At 53.8% G+C, this 17,332-nt stretch carries 19 protein-coding genes and 1 other annotated feature; of the genes, 8 read left to right on the forward strand and 11 right to left on the reverse strand.

Going from position 1 to position 17,332, the window contains the following annotated elements; translation table 11 throughout:
* Positions 1-209: 209 nt before the first annotated feature.
* From clpB to rluD, 3 genes are all read right to left on the reverse strand, one after another.
* Positions 210-2,783: an ATP-dependent chaperone ClpB gene (gene clpB / locus AC3WOK_RS19670; protein WP_059312524.1), complete on the reverse strand. Its 2,574-nt coding sequence runs from the start codon at positions 2,781-2,783 to the stop codon at positions 210-212.
* Positions 2,784-2,912: 129 nt separating this feature from the next.
* The gene (yfiH, locus tag AC3WOK_RS19675; RefSeq protein ID WP_447856086.1) at positions 2,913-3,644 is read right to left on the reverse strand and encodes a purine nucleoside phosphorylase YfiH; all 732 of its coding nucleotides are present in this window, start codon (positions 3,642-3,644) and stop codon (positions 2,913-2,915) included.
* The gene (gene rluD, locus AC3WOK_RS19680) at positions 3,641-4,621 is read right to left on the reverse strand and encodes a 23S rRNA pseudouridine(1911/1915/1917) synthase RluD (RefSeq protein ID WP_063956747.1); all 981 of its coding nucleotides are present in this window, start codon (positions 4,619-4,621) and stop codon (positions 3,641-3,643) included. The genes yfiH and rluD overlap by 4 nt, the downstream gene beginning before the upstream one ends.
* A gap of 131 nt (positions 4,622-4,752) precedes the next feature.
* Between rluD and bamD the strand changes: the two genes are divergently transcribed.
* The 4 genes from bamD to pheA all read left to right on the forward strand — a co-directional run bounded on the left by bamD (position 4,753) and on the right by pheA (position 7,527).
* Positions 4,753-5,490 (forward strand): outer membrane protein assembly factor BamD, encoded by a 738-nt coding sequence (gene bamD, locus AC3WOK_RS19685; RefSeq protein ID WP_013098339.1) that lies wholly within the window; start codon positions 4,753-4,755, stop codon positions 5,488-5,490.
* Between the two features lie 268 nt (positions 5,491-5,758).
* Positions 5,759-6,100 carry a ribosome-associated translation inhibitor RaiA gene (gene raiA / locus AC3WOK_RS19690; protein WP_008502470.1) on the forward strand — a complete coding sequence of 114 codons (342 nt, stop codon included), beginning with the start codon at positions 5,759-5,761 and terminating at the stop codon, positions 6,098-6,100.
* Between the two features lie 110 nt (positions 6,101-6,210).
* Positions 6,211-6,336: a sequence feature (Phe leader region), on the forward strand.
* The gene (pheL, locus tag AC3WOK_RS19695; protein WP_100249759.1) at positions 6,212-6,259 is read left to right on the forward strand and encodes a pheA operon leader peptide PheL; all 48 of its coding nucleotides are present in this window, start codon (positions 6,212-6,214) and stop codon (positions 6,257-6,259) included. (Overlaps the previous feature by 48 nt.)
* 30 nt (positions 6,337-6,366) lie before the next feature.
* Entirely contained in the window at positions 6,367-7,527 is a 1,161-nt protein-coding gene (pheA, locus tag AC3WOK_RS19700; protein WP_059312521.1) for a bifunctional chorismate mutase/prephenate dehydratase, read from the forward strand.
* Here the strand turns inward: pheA and AC3WOK_RS19705 are convergent.
* From AC3WOK_RS19705 to aroF, 3 genes are read right to left on the reverse strand one after another with little or no spacing between them, the layout of a single operon-like run.
* Positions 7,524-8,396, reverse strand: coding sequence for an SMP-30/gluconolactonase/LRE family protein (locus tag AC3WOK_RS19705; RefSeq protein WP_492354995.1), 873 nt, complete (start codon positions 8,394-8,396; stop codon positions 7,524-7,526). The genes pheA and AC3WOK_RS19705 overlap by 4 nt on opposite strands.
* Positions 8,397-8,456: 60 nt before the next feature.
* Positions 8,457-9,578, reverse strand: a complete 1,122-nt coding sequence (gene tyrA / locus AC3WOK_RS19710) for a bifunctional chorismate mutase/prephenate dehydrogenase (RefSeq protein ID WP_492354996.1) — start codon at positions 9,576-9,578, stop codon at positions 8,457-8,459.
* Between the two features lie 10 nt (positions 9,579-9,588).
* Positions 9,589-10,659 (reverse strand): 3-deoxy-7-phosphoheptulonate synthase AroF, encoded by a 1,071-nt coding sequence (gene aroF / locus AC3WOK_RS19715; RefSeq protein WP_014832942.1) that lies wholly within the window; start codon positions 10,657-10,659, stop codon positions 9,589-9,591.
* A gap of 214 nt (positions 10,660-10,873) precedes the next feature.
* Between aroF and AC3WOK_RS19720 the strand changes: the two genes are divergently transcribed.
* From AC3WOK_RS19720 to AC3WOK_RS19735, 4 genes are all read left to right on the forward strand, one after another.
* Positions 10,874-11,248: a DUF2799 domain-containing protein gene (locus AC3WOK_RS19720; RefSeq protein WP_059312518.1), complete on the forward strand. Its 375-nt coding sequence runs from the start codon at positions 10,874-10,876 to the stop codon at positions 11,246-11,248.
* A 138-nt stretch (positions 11,249-11,386) separates the two neighbouring features.
* Complete coding sequence (gene yfiR, locus AC3WOK_RS19725) at positions 11,387-11,938, forward strand: regulatory sequestration protein YfiR (protein WP_252000828.1); 552 nt, start codon at positions 11,387-11,389, stop codon at positions 11,936-11,938.
* Complete coding sequence (gene dgcN, locus AC3WOK_RS19730; RefSeq protein ID WP_059312516.1) at positions 11,931-13,151, forward strand: diguanylate cyclase DgcN/YfiN; 1,221 nt, start codon at positions 11,931-11,933, stop codon at positions 13,149-13,151. Before yfiR ends, dgcN begins: the two co-directional genes overlap by 8 nt.
* Before the next feature lie 12 nt (positions 13,152-13,163).
* Entirely contained in the window at positions 13,164-13,649 is a 486-nt protein-coding gene (locus AC3WOK_RS19735; RefSeq protein WP_492354997.1) for an OmpA family protein, read from the forward strand.
* Between the two features lie 2 nt (positions 13,650-13,651).
* On the opposite strand, the gene AC3WOK_RS19740 is transcribed toward AC3WOK_RS19735, so the two are convergent.
* From AC3WOK_RS19740 to rimM, 5 genes are all read right to left on the reverse strand, one after another.
* Positions 13,652-15,022: a PepSY-associated TM helix domain-containing protein gene (locus AC3WOK_RS19740; protein ID WP_492354998.1), complete on the reverse strand. Its 1,371-nt coding sequence runs from the start codon at positions 15,020-15,022 to the stop codon at positions 13,652-13,654.
* Positions 15,023-15,059: 37 nt separating this feature from the next.
* A complete protein-coding gene (locus AC3WOK_RS19745) occupies positions 15,060-15,464 on the reverse strand; it encodes a DUF2946 domain-containing protein (protein WP_063956755.1) in 405 nt (134 codons plus the stop codon).
* A 132-nt stretch (positions 15,465-15,596) separates the two neighbouring features.
* The gene (gene rplS, locus AC3WOK_RS19750; protein ID WP_002914145.1) at positions 15,597-15,944 is read right to left on the reverse strand and encodes a 50S ribosomal protein L19; all 348 of its coding nucleotides are present in this window, start codon (positions 15,942-15,944) and stop codon (positions 15,597-15,599) included.
* Between the two features lie 43 nt (positions 15,945-15,987).
* Entirely contained in the window at positions 15,988-16,755 is a 768-nt protein-coding gene (trmD, locus tag AC3WOK_RS19755) for a tRNA (guanosine(37)-N1)-methyltransferase TrmD (RefSeq protein WP_492354999.1), read from the reverse strand.
* A gap of 31 nt (positions 16,756-16,786) precedes the next feature.
* Positions 16,787-17,326 carry a ribosome maturation factor RimM gene (gene rimM, locus AC3WOK_RS19760; RefSeq protein ID WP_047348142.1) on the reverse strand — a complete coding sequence of 180 codons (540 nt, stop codon included), beginning with the start codon at positions 17,324-17,326 and terminating at the stop codon, positions 16,787-16,789.
* Positions 17,327-17,332: the final 6 nt, after the last annotated feature.

Raw genomic sequence — 17,332 nt, forward strand, 5'->3', positions numbered from 1 at the left:
CGCTTTTCTCTGCTGACCCGGCGGCGTGTGTGCCGTTGTTCCGTGTCAGTGGAGGCGCATTATAGGGAGTTATTCCGAACCTGCAAGGGTAAAGTGAAAATTATTTACTGACTGCTCACTTTCCAGGCAAACCTTACTCCAGACCTCAATTTTCGCCTGGTTTTTAAACAAAAACGAGCCGCAAGCGGCTCGTTTTTGCGTTTTGTGACTTACTGCACTGCCACAATGCGATCGTCGTTGGCTTCCAGACGGATAACTTTGCCTGGAATCAACTCTCCGGAGAGGATCTGCTGCGCCAGCGGGTTTTCGATCTGCTGCTGGATAGCGCGTTTTAATGGACGCGCCCCGTACACCGGGTCGTAACCATTCTCGCTCAGCAGCTTCAGCGCATCGTCGGAGATGTGAATTTCATATCCACGCTCTTCCAGACGTTTATACAGACGCTGCAGCTGGATCTGCGCAATCGACGCAATGTGTTTCTCACCCAGAGGATGGAAGACCACCACTTCATCAATACGGTTGATGAACTCCGGACGGAAGTTTTGGCTGACCACACCGAGCACCAGATCCTTCATATGGCTATAGTCTAGTTCGCCGAAACGTTCCTGAATCAAATCGGAACCCAGGTTCGAGGTCATAATGACAACCGTATTACGGAAGTCGACCGTTCTCCCCTGCCCGTCGGTCAGGCGGCCATCATCCAGAACCTGAAGCAGAATGTTGAACACATCCGGATGCGCTTTTTCCACCTCATCCAGCAGGATGACGGAATAAGGACGACGGCGCACCGCTTCAGTCAGATAACCCCCTTCCTCATAACCGACGTATCCCGGAGGCGCACCGACCAGACGCGAGACGGAGTGTTTCTCCATAAACTCCGACATGTCGATACGCACCATCGCATCGTCGCTGTCGAACATAAAGTTAGCCAGCGCTTTGCACAGCTCGGTTTTACCAACACCGGTCGGCCCCAGGAACAGGAACGAACCAATCGGGCGATTCGGATCGGACAACCCCGCGCGGCTACGACGAATGGCGTTGGATACGGCCTCAACCGCTTCGTTCTGACCAATTACGCGATTGTGGAGATCCTGCTCCATGCGCAGCAGTTTTTCACGCTCGCCTTCCAGCATGCGCGCCACGGGAATACCGGTCCAGCGGGCAAGCACTTCAGCGATTTCGGCATCCGTCACTTTATTACGTAACAGACGCATCGTTTTACCTTCCGATTGCGTCGCAATCTCAAGCTGTTTTTCCAGCTCAGGTATTTTGCCGTACTGCAGCTCTGACATTCGCGCCAGATCGCCCACGCGTCGAGCCTGCTCAATGGCAATTTTTGCCTGTTCAAGTTCGGCCTTAATGGTCTGAGTGCCAGAAAGGGATGCTTTCTCGGCTTTCCACTCTTCTTCTAACTCAGAATACTGGCGCTCTTTATCGTCCAGTTCTTCATTGAGCATATCCAGCCGTTTCTTACTGGCTTCATCAGACTCTTTCTTCAGCGCCTGCTGTTCCAGCTTGAGCTGAATAATACGTCGGTCGAGCCTGTCCAGTTCTTCCGGCTTCGAGTCAATCTGCATACGAATGCTCGATGCCGCCTCATCAATCAGGTCGATGGCTTTATCTGGCAGCTGACGGTCCGCGATATAACGATGCGAAAGCGTCGCGGCCGCAACGATGGCCGGGTCAGTGATCTGCACATGGTGGTGCAGTTCATAGCGCTCTTTCAGGCCACGCAAAATTGCGATGGTGTCTTCAACGCTTGGCTCAGCAACAAACACTTTCTGGAAACGGCGTTCCAGCGCAGCATCTTTCTCAATGTACTGACGGTACTCGTCCAGCGTAGTGGCACCAACGCAGTGAAGCTCACCTCGCGCCAGCGCAGGTTTCAGCATGTTCCCGGCGTCCATCGCGCCGTCCGCTTTACCGGCACCGACCATGGTGTGCAGTTCGTCGATGAACAGAATGACGTTGCCTTCCTGCTTCGCCAGGTCGTTAAGCACGCCTTTCAGACGCTCTTCGAACTCCCCGCGGTATTTCGCACCGGCCACCAGCGCGCCCATATCCAGCGCCAGTACGCGGCGTCCTTTCAGACCTTCCGGCACTTCACCGTTCACGATACGCTGCGCCAGGCCTTCAACAATGGCGGTTTTACCGACACCCGGCTCACCAATCAGTACCGGGTTGTTCTTAGTACGACGTTGCAGTACCTGAATAGTACGACGAATCTCTTCGTCACGGCCGATCACCGGGTCAAGTTTGCCCTGTTCAGCTCGTTCGGTCAGATCGACCGTAAATTTCTTCAAAGCCTGACGTTGGTCTTCGGCTCCCTGATCGTTCACGCTTTCACCTCCGCGCATTTTCTCAATCGCCTGAGTCACATTGGCGGTGGTTGCACCGGCAGATTTCAGCAGGTCGGTCAAGGTACCGCGTGATTCAAGCGCCGCCAGAACAAACAGCTCTGACGAAATAAAGTTGTCCCCACGTTTTTGCGCCAGCTTGTCGCAAAGGTTCAGCACCCGCACCAGATCCTGCGACGGCTGAACGTCGCCGCCGGTCCCTTCGACCTGCGGTAAACGGCTCAGCGCCTGATCGATAGCGGTGCGTAACTGGCCAGCATTAATGCCAGCGGACGTTAATAAAGGACGTACCGATCCCCCTTCCTGATTCAGCAAGGCGCTCATTAAATGAAGAGGTTCGATAAATTGGTTGTCGTGCCCCAGTGCGAGGGACTGGGCATCGGCGAGAGCAAGCTGGAATTTATTAGTAAGACGATCCAGACGCATAACTCCTCCCATAACAGGTCAAATTTGCTACTGGAGATTAAATGAGGTCATCCCTCAATTATTCAAGGTTAATGACCTGAATTATGTGAAAAGAAAACGGCACGTGCCGGATCGTCTTGATTCTTTAGGTTATATCAGCCAAATAAAACTTGCCATACGACCCGTCGTCTTGTCGCGGCGATAGGAGAAAAAATCACCCTTTTCGGTGAAGGTACAGCGATCGCCACCGGAGATCTGCGTTACGCCCACGTTATTCAGGCGCTGGCGAGCGAGCTGGTAGATATCGGCCAGATATTTATCCCCGGAAGGCAGGAAGGCTTCCACGGCTTGCGGATCTTTTTCCATAAAGGCGTCGCGAACCTCTGGGCCCACTTCAAAAGCACGAGGACCAATTGCCGGGCCAAGCCAGGCCATGATATTGGCGGGCTCGTCGTTAAAGCAGGCGACCGTCTCTTCCAGCACGCCTTCACATAGACCACGCCAGCCCGCATGGGCTGCTGCAACCTCGGTACCTGAACGGTTACAAAACAGAACCGGCAGACAATCGGCGGTCATTACGGCACAAACCGTTCCCGGAGTATTACTGTAGGAGGCATCGGCGCGTTTAGAAGCGTAGGGTTCCCCCGTCAACTTCAGCACCGTGTTACCGTGAACCTGTTCCAGCCAGACCGGCTTCGACGGCAAGTTCCCCGCAGCAAACAGACGCCTGCGGTTCTCTTCAACGTGCTCCAGGTTGTCGCCACAGTGTGCGCCGAGATTCAAAGACTCCCACGCCCCCTGGCTCACGCCGCCAATACGGGTTGAACTACAGGCAGCCACGCCTTCGGGCAATGGCCACTCCGGGACAATCAGTTTGGTCATAACCAGTCCACTTGATCCTTATGTTCTTCGAAATCAGCACGCATCGCCTCAATAAGGTCCACCATATCCTGCGGGATAGGCGCGTGCCACTCCATCTGAATACCGGTGATCGGGTGGTAAAGGCGCAGCATAGTCGCGTGCAGTGCCTGACGATCGAATTTACGCAAAACGCTGATGAACTCATCCGATGCGCCTTTAGGCGGACGTGGACGACCACCGTAGACCTGATCCCCCACCAGCGGATGGGTAATGTGAGCCATATGCACACGAATCTGGTGAGTACGCCCGGTTTCCAGACGCAGGCGCAGACGCGTATGAATGCGGAAGTGCTCCATAATGCGATAGTGCGTCACCGCCGGTTTACCCATCGGATGCACCGACATATGGGTACGTTTGGTTGGGTGACGGCTGATTGGCTCTTCCACCGTACCGCCAGAGGTCATATGGCCAATGGCTACCGCTTCATACTCACGGGTAATTTCGCGCAGCTGCAGCGATTCCACCAGACGGGTCTGGGCGGGAACGGTCTTCGCGACCACCATCAGACCGGTGGTGTCTTTATCCAGACGGTGCACGATGCCCGCGCGCGGGACATCCGCGATAGGTGGATAATAATGGAGAAGTGCGTTAAGTACCGTACCGTCAGGGTTCCCCGCCCCCGGATGAACAACCAGGTCGCGCGGCTTGTTGATCACCAGAATGTCATCATCTTCATAGACGATTTCCAGTGGGATATCCTGCGGCTCGAAGCGGATTTCCTCTTCGATTTCAGCATTGATGGCGACAGCTTCCCCACCTAACACTTTCTCTTTTGGTTTGTCCCAGATCTTGCCGTTTACCAGCACGCGCTGGTCAAGGATCCATTCTTTTATGCGTGAACGCGAATAATCAGGGAACAATTCGGCCAAAGCCTGATCTAAGCGTTGACCGAGCTGATTTTCGGAGACTGTTGCGGTGAGTTCTACTCGTTGTGCCATAAACTGCTTCTTCGTTTAACGTTGGGTTTTACGGCTTTGCCGTTTAATATAGTGTGCTATTGTAGCTGGTCTTAATCGGGAGCAGGAACAGAGTTTCTCCCGGACAAACATTTGAGGAAAGTCAAAACGTCATGACGCGCATGAAATATCTGGTGGCAGCGGCCACGTTGAGCCTGGCTTTGGTGGGCTGCTCCGGTTCAAATGAACAGGTCCCTGACAATCCGCCGAATGAAATCTATGCGACTGCACAACAAAAGTTGCAGGACGGTAACTGGAAACAGGCGATAACGCAACTGGAAGCGTTGGATAATCGCTATCCATTTGGTCCGTATTCGCAGCAGGTACAGTTAGATCTTATCTACGCATACTATAAAAATGCCGATCTGCCGCTGGCTCAGGCAACCATCGATCGTTTCATGCGTCTGAACCCGACTCATCCTAACATCGACTATGTGATGTACATGCGCGGCCTCACCAACATGGCGCTGGACGACAGTGCTCTGCAGGGCTTCTTCGGCGTGGATCGTTCCGACCGTGATCCGCAGCACGCGCGTGATGCCTTCAATGACTTCTCCAAACTGGTGCGCGGCTATCCGAACAGTCAGTACGTGACCGACGCGACCAAACGTCTGGTGTTCCTGAAAGACCGTCTGGCGAAATATGAATACTCCGTGGCGGAATACTATACCCGCCGTGGTGCATGGGTTGCCGTGGTTAACCGCGTAGAGGGTATGCTGCGTGACTATCCGGACACCCAGGCAACGCGCGACGGCCTGAAGCTGATGGAAAATGCCTACCGTCAGATGCAGATGACTGCTCAGGCTGATAAAGTGGCGAAAATCATCGCCGCCAACAGCAGCAACACCTGATATTGCCTCAATGTAAAACGGCAGCCCGAAGGCTGCCGTTTTTTTATTCGTTTCCGAGCGTCGCTAAAGCGCGTTAGCCCCAACACATCCAGTCAACTATGGCCCCAATTTTTGCCTTCCACAAGGTAAATCTCACCTCTTCCTGCCCTGCCTCACAAAAAAGATTCCCTGACAAAAACCGACAAAATAACGTGATCTAAATCACACATTTTGACATTAGGTCGGGTATGCTGGAATCACCAAGACGGAAAGACAAGAGGTAAAATTTATGACAATGAACATTACCAGTAAACAAATGGAAATTACTCCGGCAATTCGCCAGCACGTCGCAGACCGTCTCGCCAAACTGGATAAATGGCAAACTCATTTGATTAATCCACATATCATCCTGTCCAAGGAGCCGCAGGGTTTCATCGCTGACGCAACTATCAATACTCCAAACGGCCATCTGGTCGCCAGCGCAAAACATGAGGATATGTACACCGCAATTAACGATTTGATCAACAAGCTGGAACGGCAGCTCAATAAAGTGCAACACAAAGGTGAAGCCCGTCGCGCCACAACATCGGTGAAAGACGCCAGCTTCGCGGAAGAAGTTGAAGAAGAGTAATCCTTTAAATTGAGTGTACCGCCAACGCGCCTTCGGGCGCGTTTTTTGTTTTTTATTGACAGGGTGAAAACAGTACGGGTACTTTAACGGTATCAATCACAGGATGACTTTATGAAACTTACGCCGTTCTTCTTCGCATTCTTTTTTACCTTCCCCTGAACGGGAGGCGTTTCGTCGTGTGATAAAGAATGCGAAGACGAACAACAAGGCCTCCCACACCGGGGGGCCTTTTTTATTGATAACGATAAAATGAGACAGGCAACACTATGACACCGGAAAACCCGTTACTGGATCTGCGAGTAAAAATCAGCGCGCTGGACGAGAAGCTGCTGGCGCTGCTGGCCGAACGCCGAGCCCTTGCCGTTGAAGTGGGCAAAGCCAAGCTGGACTCCCATCGCCCGGTCCGTGATATTGACCGCGAGCGCGATCTGCTGGAACGTCTCATTCAGCTCGGTAAAGCGCATCACCTCGATGCCCACTACATCACCCGGTTGTTCCAGCTCATCATTGAAGACTCCGTTCTGACCCAGCAAGCGCTGCTCCAGCAGCATCTGAACAAAACCAATCCACACTCTGCACGTGTCGCTTTCCTTGGGCCAAAGGGCTCTTATTCTCACCTGGCCGCACGTCAGTATGCCGCACGCCATTTCGAAGAATTTATTGAGAGCGGCTGTGCAAAATTCGCCGATATTTTCAACCAGGTCGAGACCGGCCAGGCGGATTACGCCGTGGTGCCGATTGAAAACACCAGCTCCGGCGCCATCAACGACGTCTACGATTTGCTGCAGCACACCACTCTTTCGCTGGTTGGTGAGCTGACGATCCCTATCGATCACTGCGTGCTGGTCTCCGGCTCAACGGACCTGAGCAAGATCGAAACGGTTTACAGTCATCCACAGCCGTTCCAGCAGTGCAGCCAGTTCCTGAACCGCTATCCGAACTGGAAAATTGAGTACACCGAAAGCACCTCGGCGGCGATGGAAAAAGTGGCGCAGGCTAACTCCCCAACCGTTGCTGCGCTCGGCAGCGAAGCGGGCGGCGCGCTGTATGGTTTACAGGTGCTGGAGCGCAACCTGGCAAACCAGACGCAAAATATTACCCGCTTCGTGGTGCTGGCCCGCAAGGCCATCAACGTTTCAGACCAGGTACCGGCCAAAACCACGCTGCTGATGGCGACCGGGCAGCAGGCCGGCGCGCTGGTTGAAGCCCTGCTGGTGCTGCGTAACCACAACCTGATCATGACCAGGCTGGAATCACGTCCGATCCACGGTAATCCATGGGAAGAGATGTTTTATCTCGATATCCAGGCCAACCTGGAGTCTGCTTCCATGCAGAAAGCCCTGCGCGAGCTGGGCGAAATCACCCGCTCCATGAAAGTGCTGGGCTGCTATCCGAGCGAAAACGTCGTGCCGGTCGATCCGAGCTAACGTTCGATAAAGCGGCTTTTCTTCACCCCTGCCACGCTCACGGGCAGGGTGAAGATGGCGCCGGAGAGCGGATACTTCGCCACCTCCTCCGCATCCATATTTTCCCGCGTCGTCGTAATGAACAGCGTTTTCATATCATCGCCGCCAAAACAGACCATCGTCGGGCAACGTACCGGCATTTCATACTCTTCCAGCTGTTCCCCTTCTGGAGAAAAACGCGCGATACGCCAGCCGTCAAACAGCGCGCTCCAGTAGCAGCCCTCCACATCCATTGCCGCGCCGTCCGGTATCCCCTCGCCCTCTTTAAACTGACGAAACACCTCGCGCCTGCCCGGCTCACCCTGCTCATCAAGCGGGGTACGGTAAATCACGCCGTTTGGCGTGTCGGAGGTAAACATCCACTGGTTATCCGGGCTAAACGCTAAGCCATTGTGCCCGTGAATATCGCACTGGATCACTTTCGGCGTCAGATCGTTATCGATACGCATCAGCAGCGCGCCGTTGTAATCCCCCGGCCCCCAGAAGGTCCCGGCATAGAAGCGCCCCTGACTGTCGGTTCCCCCATCGTTAAAACGCGCCAGCTGCGGGTTAGAGGGGTTATCACACACCTTGCGCTGCAGGAGGCCATGCTTATCGGCAAGCCAGATGCCGCTGCGCATGGCGACGATAAACCCGCCGCGCTCGCGCAGCGCGAAACAGCCTACCTCCTCATGGAAAGAGAGCACGGTGTGTTCCGCCGTCGGCAGATGGTATCGGTGGATTTCCCCTTCCAGGATATCGGCCCAGTAGAGTGCGCGCTCTTCTGCGCTCCACGTCGGGCATTCAGGCAGATGCCCGGTGTAATTTAACAGCAGCTGCAGTTCAGCCATGACAGTTCCCCAAAATGAAAAAAGCCAGCGATGCTGGCTTTTAGTATATACATCATCGCATTACTGGCGACTGTCATTTGCCTGGCGCAACAGCGTGCGGCTCTCACTCTGGAAACGCTGCGCGTAATCGCCAAACCAGTGTTCGACCTTGCGGAAGCTGTCGATAAACGCCTGCTTGTCTCCGTGCTCCAGCAGCGTAATGGCTTCACCAAACCGCTGATAGTAGCGCTTGATGAGCGCCAGGTTGTTTTCGGACGACATGATAATATCCGCGTACAGCTGCGGATCCTGCGCAAACAGACGCCCGACCATCGCCAGCTCCAGACGATAAATAGGTGAAGAGAGCGCCAGCAGCTGTTCAAGCTGCACGTTCTCTTCCGCCAGATGCAGACCGTAGGCAAACGTCGCGAAGTGGCGCAGCGCCTGAATGAAGGCCATGTTCTGATCGTGCTCGACCGCGCTGATGCGGTGCAGCCGCGCGCCCCAGACCTGAATCTGTTCCAGGAACCACTGATAGGCTTCCGGCTGACGGCCGTCACAGTAAACCACCACCTGTTTTGCCAGGCTGCCGCTGTCCGGGCCAAACATCGGGTGCAGACCCAGCACCGGACCGGTATGCGCCGCCAGCATCGCCTGTAGCGGACCATTTTTAACGGAGGCCAGGTCAACCAGGATGCAATCTTTCGGTAAAGGAGGAAGCTTCCCGATGATCTGCTCCGTCACGTGGATCGGCACGCTAACGATAACCATCCCTGCATCTTTCATCAGTTCCGGTGCCTGCGCCCAGTATTCTTTTTCCAGAATGCGTACCTGATAGCCAGAAAGCGTCAGCATTTTTTCAAACAGACGTCCCATCTGCCCTGCCCCGCCGACAATCACCACCGGACGCAGGGACGGACAAAGGGTTTTGAAGCCCTTGTCGTTTTCGCTGGAATAGGATTCCCGCATTACGCGACGCAGGACATCTTCAATCAAATCCGGCGAAACCCCCAGCGCCTGTGCCTCTTTACGACGGGAGGCCAGCATTGAAGCTTCGCGCTCCGGGACGTAAATCGGCAGGCCATATTTGCTTTTCACCTCACCGACTTCGGCAACCAGTGCCATGCGGCGCGCCAGCAGGTCCAGCAGCGCCTTATCTACTTCATCAATTTGATCGCGTAACGCGGTCAATTCAGCAACCATAACTAACCTCTTAAGCCAGACGCGTCGCCAGCTGGCCGTTTAAATCTTTATGGATCTCACGCAGCAGGGCATCGGTGGTTTCCCAACTGATGCAGGCATCCGTCACGGATACGCCATGCTTCATTGCGCTGCGCGGTTGTTCAGATGATTGATTGCCTTCATGAATATTGCTCTCAATCATCAGACCGATAATCGAACGGTTGCCATCTTTGATCTGAGCGACCACGGATTCCGCAACCGCAGGCTGGCGACGGTAATCTTTATTCGAATTACCATGACTGCAATCTACCATCAGTGCCGGGCGCAGTCCCGCCTGCTCCATCTCTTTTTCGCACTGGGCTACGTCCGCCGGGCTGTAGTTGGGAGCTTTACCGCCGCGCAGAATCACATGACCGTCCGGGTTGCCCTGCGTTTGCAGGAGACACACCTGGCCTGCCTGGTTAATACCGACAAAGCGGTGCGGCATGGCGGCAGCGCGCATGGCGTTGATCGCTGTCGCCAGGCTGCCATCGGTACCGTTTTTAAAGCCAACCGGCATCGACAGGCCCGACGCCATCTCGCGGTGGGTTTGTGATTCCGTGGTACGCGCGCCAATTGCGGACCAGCTGAACAGATCGCCCAGGTATTGCGGACTGTTCGGGTCCAGCGCTTCGGTTGCCAGCGGCAGCCCCATGCTGACCAGTTCCACCAGCAGTCGACGCGCAATCTTCAGCCCTGCTTCCACATCAAACGAGCCATCCATGTGCGGATCGTTAATCAACCCTTTCCAGCCAACGGTCGTACGTGGCTTCTCAAAATAGACGCGCATCACCAGATAGAGGCTATCGCTGACCTCCTCCGCTAATGCTTTAAATCGACGAGCATACTCAATGGCGGTTTCAGGATCGTGAATCGAGCAAGGACCACATACCACCAGCAGACGCGGATCGCGGCCGGCGATAATGTCAGAAATGGTCTGGCGCGAATGCTCGATCTGAGCTTCCTGCGCGACGCTCAGCGGAAATTCCGCTTTCAGCTGGTCCGGAGTGATTAAAACCTGTTCGTCAGTGATATGTACGTTGTTCAGCGCGTCTTTTTGCATGATGGCGATCCTGTAAAGCTCGTTTGCGATAGTTGTTTTCCTCAAAGAGGTGACACCACGATACCATAAAAAGTAAACATTTCAATCCAAAATACGTACACATTAGTTTACATAAGCCAATTTATTGCAAAAAACAGGCGATAAAAACGTAAACTTTAAATTACATACACGTTTTCTTTAGCCAGGCTATGCTGAAGAAAAAAGGAGAATGGCTATGCGTCCAATTGCTCTCGCGCTGTTGTCGCTGTTTTTATCGGGCTGCCAGATCAATCCTTATACCTTCCAGCCCGACTGGACCAGTCCCTCCTGGTTTGACGCAGGTAAAGAAGACGCCATGAACGGCCTGCCGGTTAAAGATAACCAGACTCTGTCCGATAGTTTTAACGACCCACACGTTGATCGTAGTGAATATCTTCGAGGCTACGCCGATGGTCAGAAAAAAGTCTGCGAAGAAGGATTTATTCACGCCTGGGGGTTAGCGGGAAAATCTTTTCCTGCCAGTTGCGATACTGCTGAAAATGCAGCAAAACTGCATGCGTCATGGCAAGAAGGAATGGATGAAAGTATGCGTTCCAGCAGACTAAATTAAGTCTGTTTTTATCCCCCGGAAAATAAGCAACTGTAGGATTTAGCTTAGGTCGACCTGATGCTATTTCTGACATAATGACGGCTCTGATAAACAATGGTATTCTGCCCACAACTCTTAAGGACATCTATTTCCGGAGCGATGTGGCGGATTCTGGTGAGAAATTTATTCTTGATCTCTTTGTTCCGACTCACTCTGGTACTAATGCTGTTTCTTATGGTGGGCCCAGCGACGGCTGGCACGCTCACGGAAACGGATAAATCGGTACGCTCGATTGTCTCAGGCATTGTGAGCTATACGCGATGGCCGTCGCTTTCCGGGCAGCCTAAACTCTGCGTCTATGCCACTTCTCACTATACGCACGCCCTCATCAGCGACGAAGGACATAGCGAGTTACCTTATACTCCCGTTATTGTACGTAACGATCGGGAAGCCCTGGCCGCGACGTGCGATGCGATATATTTCGGTTCTGAATCACCGGCAAAACAACTTGAATTAATAAGCCAATATCAGGGCAAAGCATTGCTATTAATCTCAGAGCAAAATCCGGAATGTGCAATTGGCAGTGCCTTTTGCCTGATAATCGATCGCGGCCAGGTACGGTTCTCCGTTAACCTGGATGCATTGACGCGCAGTGGCGTAAGAGTCAATCCGGATGTATTAATGCTTGCACGGAATAAGCAGCATGGATAAAGATTTCATTTCAACGTCACGTCCGACGTTTAAAAGAACGTTGAGGCGAAACAGTATGATAAGCGTCATCATAACCATGACGTTAATATGGCTATTGCTCTGTTTTGCCTCCGTCGTGACGTTAAAACAATATGCGCAAAAGAATCTTGAATTAACCGGCGCAACAATGAGCCACAGCCTGGAAGCCTCGCTGGTTTTCAACGATTCGCTGGCAGCCAACGAAACGCTTGCAGCCTTGGGCAAACAGGGCCAGTTTGCCGTGGCTGAGGTTATCAACGCCCATAAGAAGCGGTTTGCCTACTGGTCCTGGAACCCGGAGGATAACAACGACACGCTGGGCGCGCTGGTCAGCCGCTGGCTTTTCCCCGTACCTATTGCGCAGCCCATCATGCATAACGGCACGATGATCGGCGAAATCCGCCTTACCGCACGCGACAGTCTCATCAGTCATTTCATCTGGATGTCGTTTGCCGTGCTTACCGGCTGCATTCTTTTTGCGACCGTCGTCGCGCTCACCATTACCCAGTCTTTACATCGCGGCATGGTAACGGCTCTGCAAAACATTACCGATGTCGTGCATGACGTACGCACTAACCGCAACTTCTCCCGCCGGGTGAAAGACGGCCGTATCGAAGAATTTCACCAGTTTGGTGAAGACTTCAACAGCCTTCTGGATGAGATGGAAGAGTGGCAGTTGAAACTCCAGGCGAAAAACGCCCAGCTGTTGCGTACCGCCATGCACGACCCGCTCACCGGTCTTGCCAACCGCGCTGCATTTCGTAACAGCATTGCGGCCTTAATGAACGACCCTTCTGCCAAAACAAACTCGGCCCTTCTCTTCCTCGACGGTGATAACTTTAAGTTTATCAATGACACCTGGGGACACGCGGCAGGTGACTGCGTACTGATTGAAGTGGCCAGCAGGATGATGGAGTTTGGCGACAAACGTCATCAGTCCTATCGCCTTGGCGGTGATGAATTTGCCATGGTGCTCTACGGCGTACACTCTGAGCTTGAGGTTCAACACATTTGTGCTGCGCTTTCGCAGCAGTTTATCCGCCCGTTTGATCTTCATAACGGACAAAAAGCATCAATGTCACTCAGCATTGGCTTTGCTCTGGCGTGGGAAAATGCTTCCGTGGAAGCATTACTGGAGAGGGCCGACCGCAATATGTACCAGGTTAAAAACCAGCGTACGAAAACAATAAGTTAGAAAGGATACACTATGTTAAAACGATACTTCGCGCCGTTAGTACTGGCCTCACTGGTTCTGGCAGGCTGTCAGTCTCCGCCTGAAGGCAAATTCACTCCAGAGCAAATTGCGGCGATGAAGTCTTACGGTTTTAACGAACTGAACGGTGACTGGTCGCTTGGTATGTCGGATACCATCCTCTTTGATAAAAATGACGCCAGACTGCGCCCGGAAAGTGAAACGCAGATTCAATCCATGGCCTCTCGCCTCGCGGAAACCGGCCTGAACCACGCGCGAATGGACGGTCACACGGATAATTATGGTGAAGCCAGCTACAACGAAGCGCTGTCGTTAAAACGCGCCAATGCCGTAGCCGACGCCTGGGCGAAGGGAGCGAATATCCCGCGCAGCAATCTCACCACGCGGGGATTAGGTCAAAAATACCCGGTTGCGAGCAACGGTTCCCCGCAAGGGCGCGCTGAAAACCGCCGCGTCGCAGTGGTTATCAGCACGCCATAGGGTTATTTAGCGGATCTTTCGGCGAGCGCCACTCCTGTTGCCGCTCGCCAGCGCAGCCAGTCCACCATCACAAACAGCGCCAGACTCACGCCCATAACGGGCAAGGCCAGCCCCAGCAGCAGGCTAACCATCGCCGTCACGCCTCTTCCCCATCCCGACAGCGCAAGCCAGCTCTGGCAAAGCGTCTGCACCGGATTCACTGCCGATTGTGCCGGCCGACGCATCCACCACATCCGGTAGCCCCAGATAATGAGCACGCACAGGGCAAGGCCGAAGGCCACGAGCAGAAGCTGATTCACCAGCCCGAATAAGATCCCCATATGGAAATCCACGCCCCAGCGGGTCAGTTTTGCCATTAGCGGGAAATCCTCGAACCGGGTTCTGTCCAGGACCTGCATCGTCGTGGGATCGACCGCAACCGCATCCACCTGAGTCGGCCAGCTGCGATCGATTTCCGTCACGGTCCAGGCGCGATCCGCCGTTGTCGCCGGGCGCATCTCCAGCTTGCTGGCATCAATTCCCGCTTTACGCGCAGCGCTTAACACCCCATCAAACTGCGTCAGATCCATCGCCATTTCCGGCATCATCATTCCACCGTGATGGCCACGGTGTTCGGCATGTTCATCCACGCTCTCATGTTGGCCGGAAAGCGTCGTGTTCACCTGCGGGGTTAGCCAGTTCATCTCAGCCCGCAGCCTGTCAACGTTCCCGCCAGCCCACTGCGACCAGGTCAGCCCGGTTGCTGAGAACAACAGCATTCCGCCCAGCAGAGTCCAGCCCAGCGCCACGTGCACGCGACGCCGGTTCTGGAAGCGATTGTTGATCCGCCGTTTTGGTCGGGTATAAAACCACAGAGCAATTCCCCCCAGCGCGGCAACCCACATCCACGAGGCAGCCAGTTCGCTATAGAGACGACCAACGTCGCCCAGCATCAGGGACGTATGCAGGTAATCAATGGTCTGACGCAGCGGTAAAATCCCGCTGGTGCCGTACACCGTCATATCCCCCAGCACCGACAGGCTTACCGGATCCACAAAGATAGCCCGGCTCTCCGATGGCCCTAGCGCCGGGTCAGCAAACATAACGCGGGTGGTTTCGCCTTCAACCAGCCCCGGACGAACGGCGTGCAAACGCAAATCTGGTCCAACGGCTTTTTCCGCCACGGCAATTTGCTCCGCCAGAGGATTCGGCTCGCCCACGGAGTCCGCGTGGAGCGCATGCCGGTAGAGCGCATTCTCCAGCTGCGGGGTCGCCACATACAGCGTTCCGGTCAGCGCGGCGAAGAAGATAAACGGGCCGACAAACAGCCCAATATAGAAATGGAGGCGACGCAGCAGGTTTCCCCATGCCGCGCGCGGAGTGCAGGTAGTCATACTTTTCCTTTTTAAGGCAAAAAGTTATCGATATTTTTTAAAGGGAAAAAGCAGACTGCCGCGGCGGCGCGCGGGTATCAGGGTAAAGCCAGGGGAAAAAGTGCCAGTGGCTGACCGCCTGGCGCGGCGACTTAACGCGAAGCCTCTGCAGCACCACGCTGAGCAGGACGATCAGCGCCAGCATCATGCCAGGGACGTGCGCTAACAGCACGCAGTAGCCGCACGCTTCCGCATGGTCGACGGGCATCGTGTGGGGCATATCACCCTGATGCTCATCCATCGACATCATGCTCATGTCATGGTGCATGCCCGGCATGGCGCTCATGGGATCTTTCTGCAGCGAGACGGAGATAAGCGGCGCCACTACGATCAGCAGGATCGCAAACAGCGCGGTCAAGGCCGCTGCGCGTTTCCAGTTATGCTGGTGCAGTACGTTATCCACTTCCCCTCCCCTCAAGAGGCAAGCATTGTAAATGATTTATGACGAAAGAGTTAACGCGAGAGGTGCGATGGGATAAAAAAAGGGCCAGCCTTTCGGCCAGCCCTTTCTAACAGGATGTCGCTTAAGCGAATCTTAGTTCAGACGCTCTTTAATACGAGCAGACTTACCAGTACGCTCACGCAGGTAGTACAGTTTAGCTTTACGTACAGCACCACGACGTTTAACAGCAATGCTGTCAACTACCGGAGAGTGAGTCTGGAAGACACGCTCAACGCCTTCGCCGTTGGAAATTTTACGAACAGTGAATGCAGAGTGCAGACCGCGGTTACGAATAGCGATAACCACGCCCTCGAATGCCTGCAGACGTTTTTTGGAACCTTCAACAACCCATACTTTCACTTCCACGGTGTCACCTGGACGGAAGGAAGGTACGTCCTGCTTCATCTGCTCTTGTTCAAGTTGCTTAATAATGTTGCTCATAATTTAATCTCTTATCCTGGGTAAACTGATATTCGGGAGCGTATTACGCATTCCCATCATGTTCATGCTGCTGTTGCGCGTGTTCAGTTTTGAACTCGGCCAGCAACTTTGCTTGCTCTTCAGTCAGAGCCAGGTTTTCCAGAAGTTCAGGTCTTCTAAGCCAGGTTCGGCCCAGCGACTGCTTCAAACGCCAGCGACGTATCTCGGCATGGTTTCCAGACAGTAATACTGCCGGTACTTCCACCCCTTCTAACACTTCAGGACGAGTATAGTGTGGGCAGTCCAGCAACCCGTCGGCAAAGGAATCTTCCGTTGCCGAAGCTTCATGGCCCAGAACACCCGGAATGAACCGGGCGACGGAGTCAATCAGCGTCATTGCTGGTAACTCACCACCGCTGAGAACGTAATCGCCGATAGACCATTCTTCGTCAATCTCGGTTTGAATTACGCGCTCATCTATCCCTTCGTAGCGACCACAGACCAGAATCAGCTTTTGATTCGTCGCCAGTTCGCTCACGCCCGCTTGATCAAGCTTGCGTCCCTGAGGTGACAGATAAATCACCTTTGCGCCTTCACCTGCCGCGGCTTTTGCTGTGTGAATGGCGTCCCGTAAGGGTTGCACCATCATTAACATCCCCGGTCCGCCGCCGTAAGGACGATCGTCCACGGTACGGTGCCGGTCATGCGTGAAGTCACGAGGACTCCAGCTCTGGATGCTCAGCAGGCCATTCTTTACTGCCCGGCCAGTTACCCCGTAATCGGTAATCGCGCGGAACATTTCAGGAAACAGGCTAATTATGCCAATCCACATAGCGCCGTCTTTTACCGTTTATCCGGAGAATTTAAAAACCAGGATCCCAATCTACTTCAATGGTTTGAGTAGCGAGATCGACTTTCTTGATAACCTGTCCATCGAGGAACGGAACCAACCGCTCCTTGATGCCAAATGCATCTTTCAGGTTTGCCTTAATGACGAGAACGTCATTTGACCCGGTTTCCATCATGTCGATGACTTTCCCCAGGCTGTAGCCTTCAGTGGTCACTACCTGGCAACCCATAAGGTCTTTCCAGTAGTAGTCACCCTCTTCCAGCTGTGGCAACTGCGACGAATCCACGACAATTTCACAATTAGTCAGCGCATTCGCGGCATCACGATCGTCAACGCCTTTCAGCTTGATGATGATGTCCTGATTATGGTGACGCCAGCTTTCCAGCTCGACCTCTTCCCACTTACCGCCTTTCTGGATAAACCAGGGCTGGTAATTAAAAATGCTATCAGCGTCTTCAGTGGAGGAAAACACTCTGAGCCAACCACGGATACCGTAGCAAGAACCCATTTTTCCCAATACGATCGGTTCAACAGGTGCTTTATTGCTCATCATGACCAC

This window comes from Enterobacter sp. FW301-JW81 (genome assembly GCF_058788735.1).

Bases quoted from the DNA above. Each gene is read 5' to 3' on its own strand.
- clpB (WP_059312524.1), bottom strand. From the start codon at position 2,783: ATGCGTCTGGATCGTCTTACTAATAAATTCCAGCTTGCTCTCGCCGAT.
- yfiH (WP_447856086.1), bottom strand. From the start codon at position 3,644: ATGACCAAACTGATTGTCCCGGAGTGGCCATTGCCCGAAGGCGTGGCT.
- rluD (WP_063956747.1), bottom strand. From the start codon at position 4,621: ATGGCACAACGAGTAGAACTCACCGCAACAGTCTCCGAAAATCAGCTC.
- bamD (WP_013098339.1), top strand. From the start codon at position 4,753: ATGACGCGCATGAAATATCTGGTGGCAGCGGCCACGTTGAGCCTGGCT.
- raiA (WP_008502470.1), top strand. From the start codon at position 5,759: ATGACAATGAACATTACCAGTAAACAAATGGAAATTACTCCGGCAATT.
- pheA (WP_059312521.1), top strand. From the start codon at position 6,367: ATGACACCGGAAAACCCGTTACTGGATCTGCGAGTAAAAATCAGCGCG.
- AC3WOK_RS19705 (WP_492354995.1), bottom strand. From the start codon at position 8,396: ATGGCTGAACTGCAGCTGCTGTTAAATTACACCGGGCATCTGCCTGAA.
- tyrA (WP_492354996.1), bottom strand. From the start codon at position 9,578: ATGGTTGCTGAATTGACCGCGTTACGCGATCAAATTGATGAAGTAGAT.
- aroF (WP_014832942.1), bottom strand. From the start codon at position 10,659: ATGCAAAAAGACGCGCTGAACAACGTACATATCACTGACGAACAGGTT.
- AC3WOK_RS19720 (WP_059312518.1), top strand. From the start codon at position 10,874: ATGCGTCCAATTGCTCTCGCGCTGTTGTCGCTGTTTTTATCGGGCTGC.
- yfiR (WP_252000828.1), top strand. From the start codon at position 11,387: ATGTGGCGGATTCTGGTGAGAAATTTATTCTTGATCTCTTTGTTCCGA.
- dgcN (WP_059312516.1), top strand. From the start codon at position 11,931: ATGGATAAAGATTTCATTTCAACGTCACGTCCGACGTTTAAAAGAACG.
- AC3WOK_RS19735 (WP_492354997.1), top strand. From the start codon at position 13,164: ATGTTAAAACGATACTTCGCGCCGTTAGTACTGGCCTCACTGGTTCTG.
- AC3WOK_RS19740 (WP_492354998.1), bottom strand. From the start codon at position 15,022: ATGACTACCTGCACTCCGCGCGCGGCATGGGGAAACCTGCTGCGTCGC.
- rplS (WP_002914145.1), bottom strand. From the start codon at position 15,944: ATGAGCAACATTATTAAGCAACTTGAACAAGAGCAGATGAAGCAGGAC.
- trmD (WP_492354999.1), bottom strand. From the start codon at position 16,755: ATGTGGATTGGCATAATTAGCCTGTTTCCTGAAATGTTCCGCGCGATT.
- rimM (WP_047348142.1), bottom strand. From the start codon at position 17,326: ATGATGAGCAATAAAGCACCTGTTGAACCGATCGTATTGGGAAAAATG.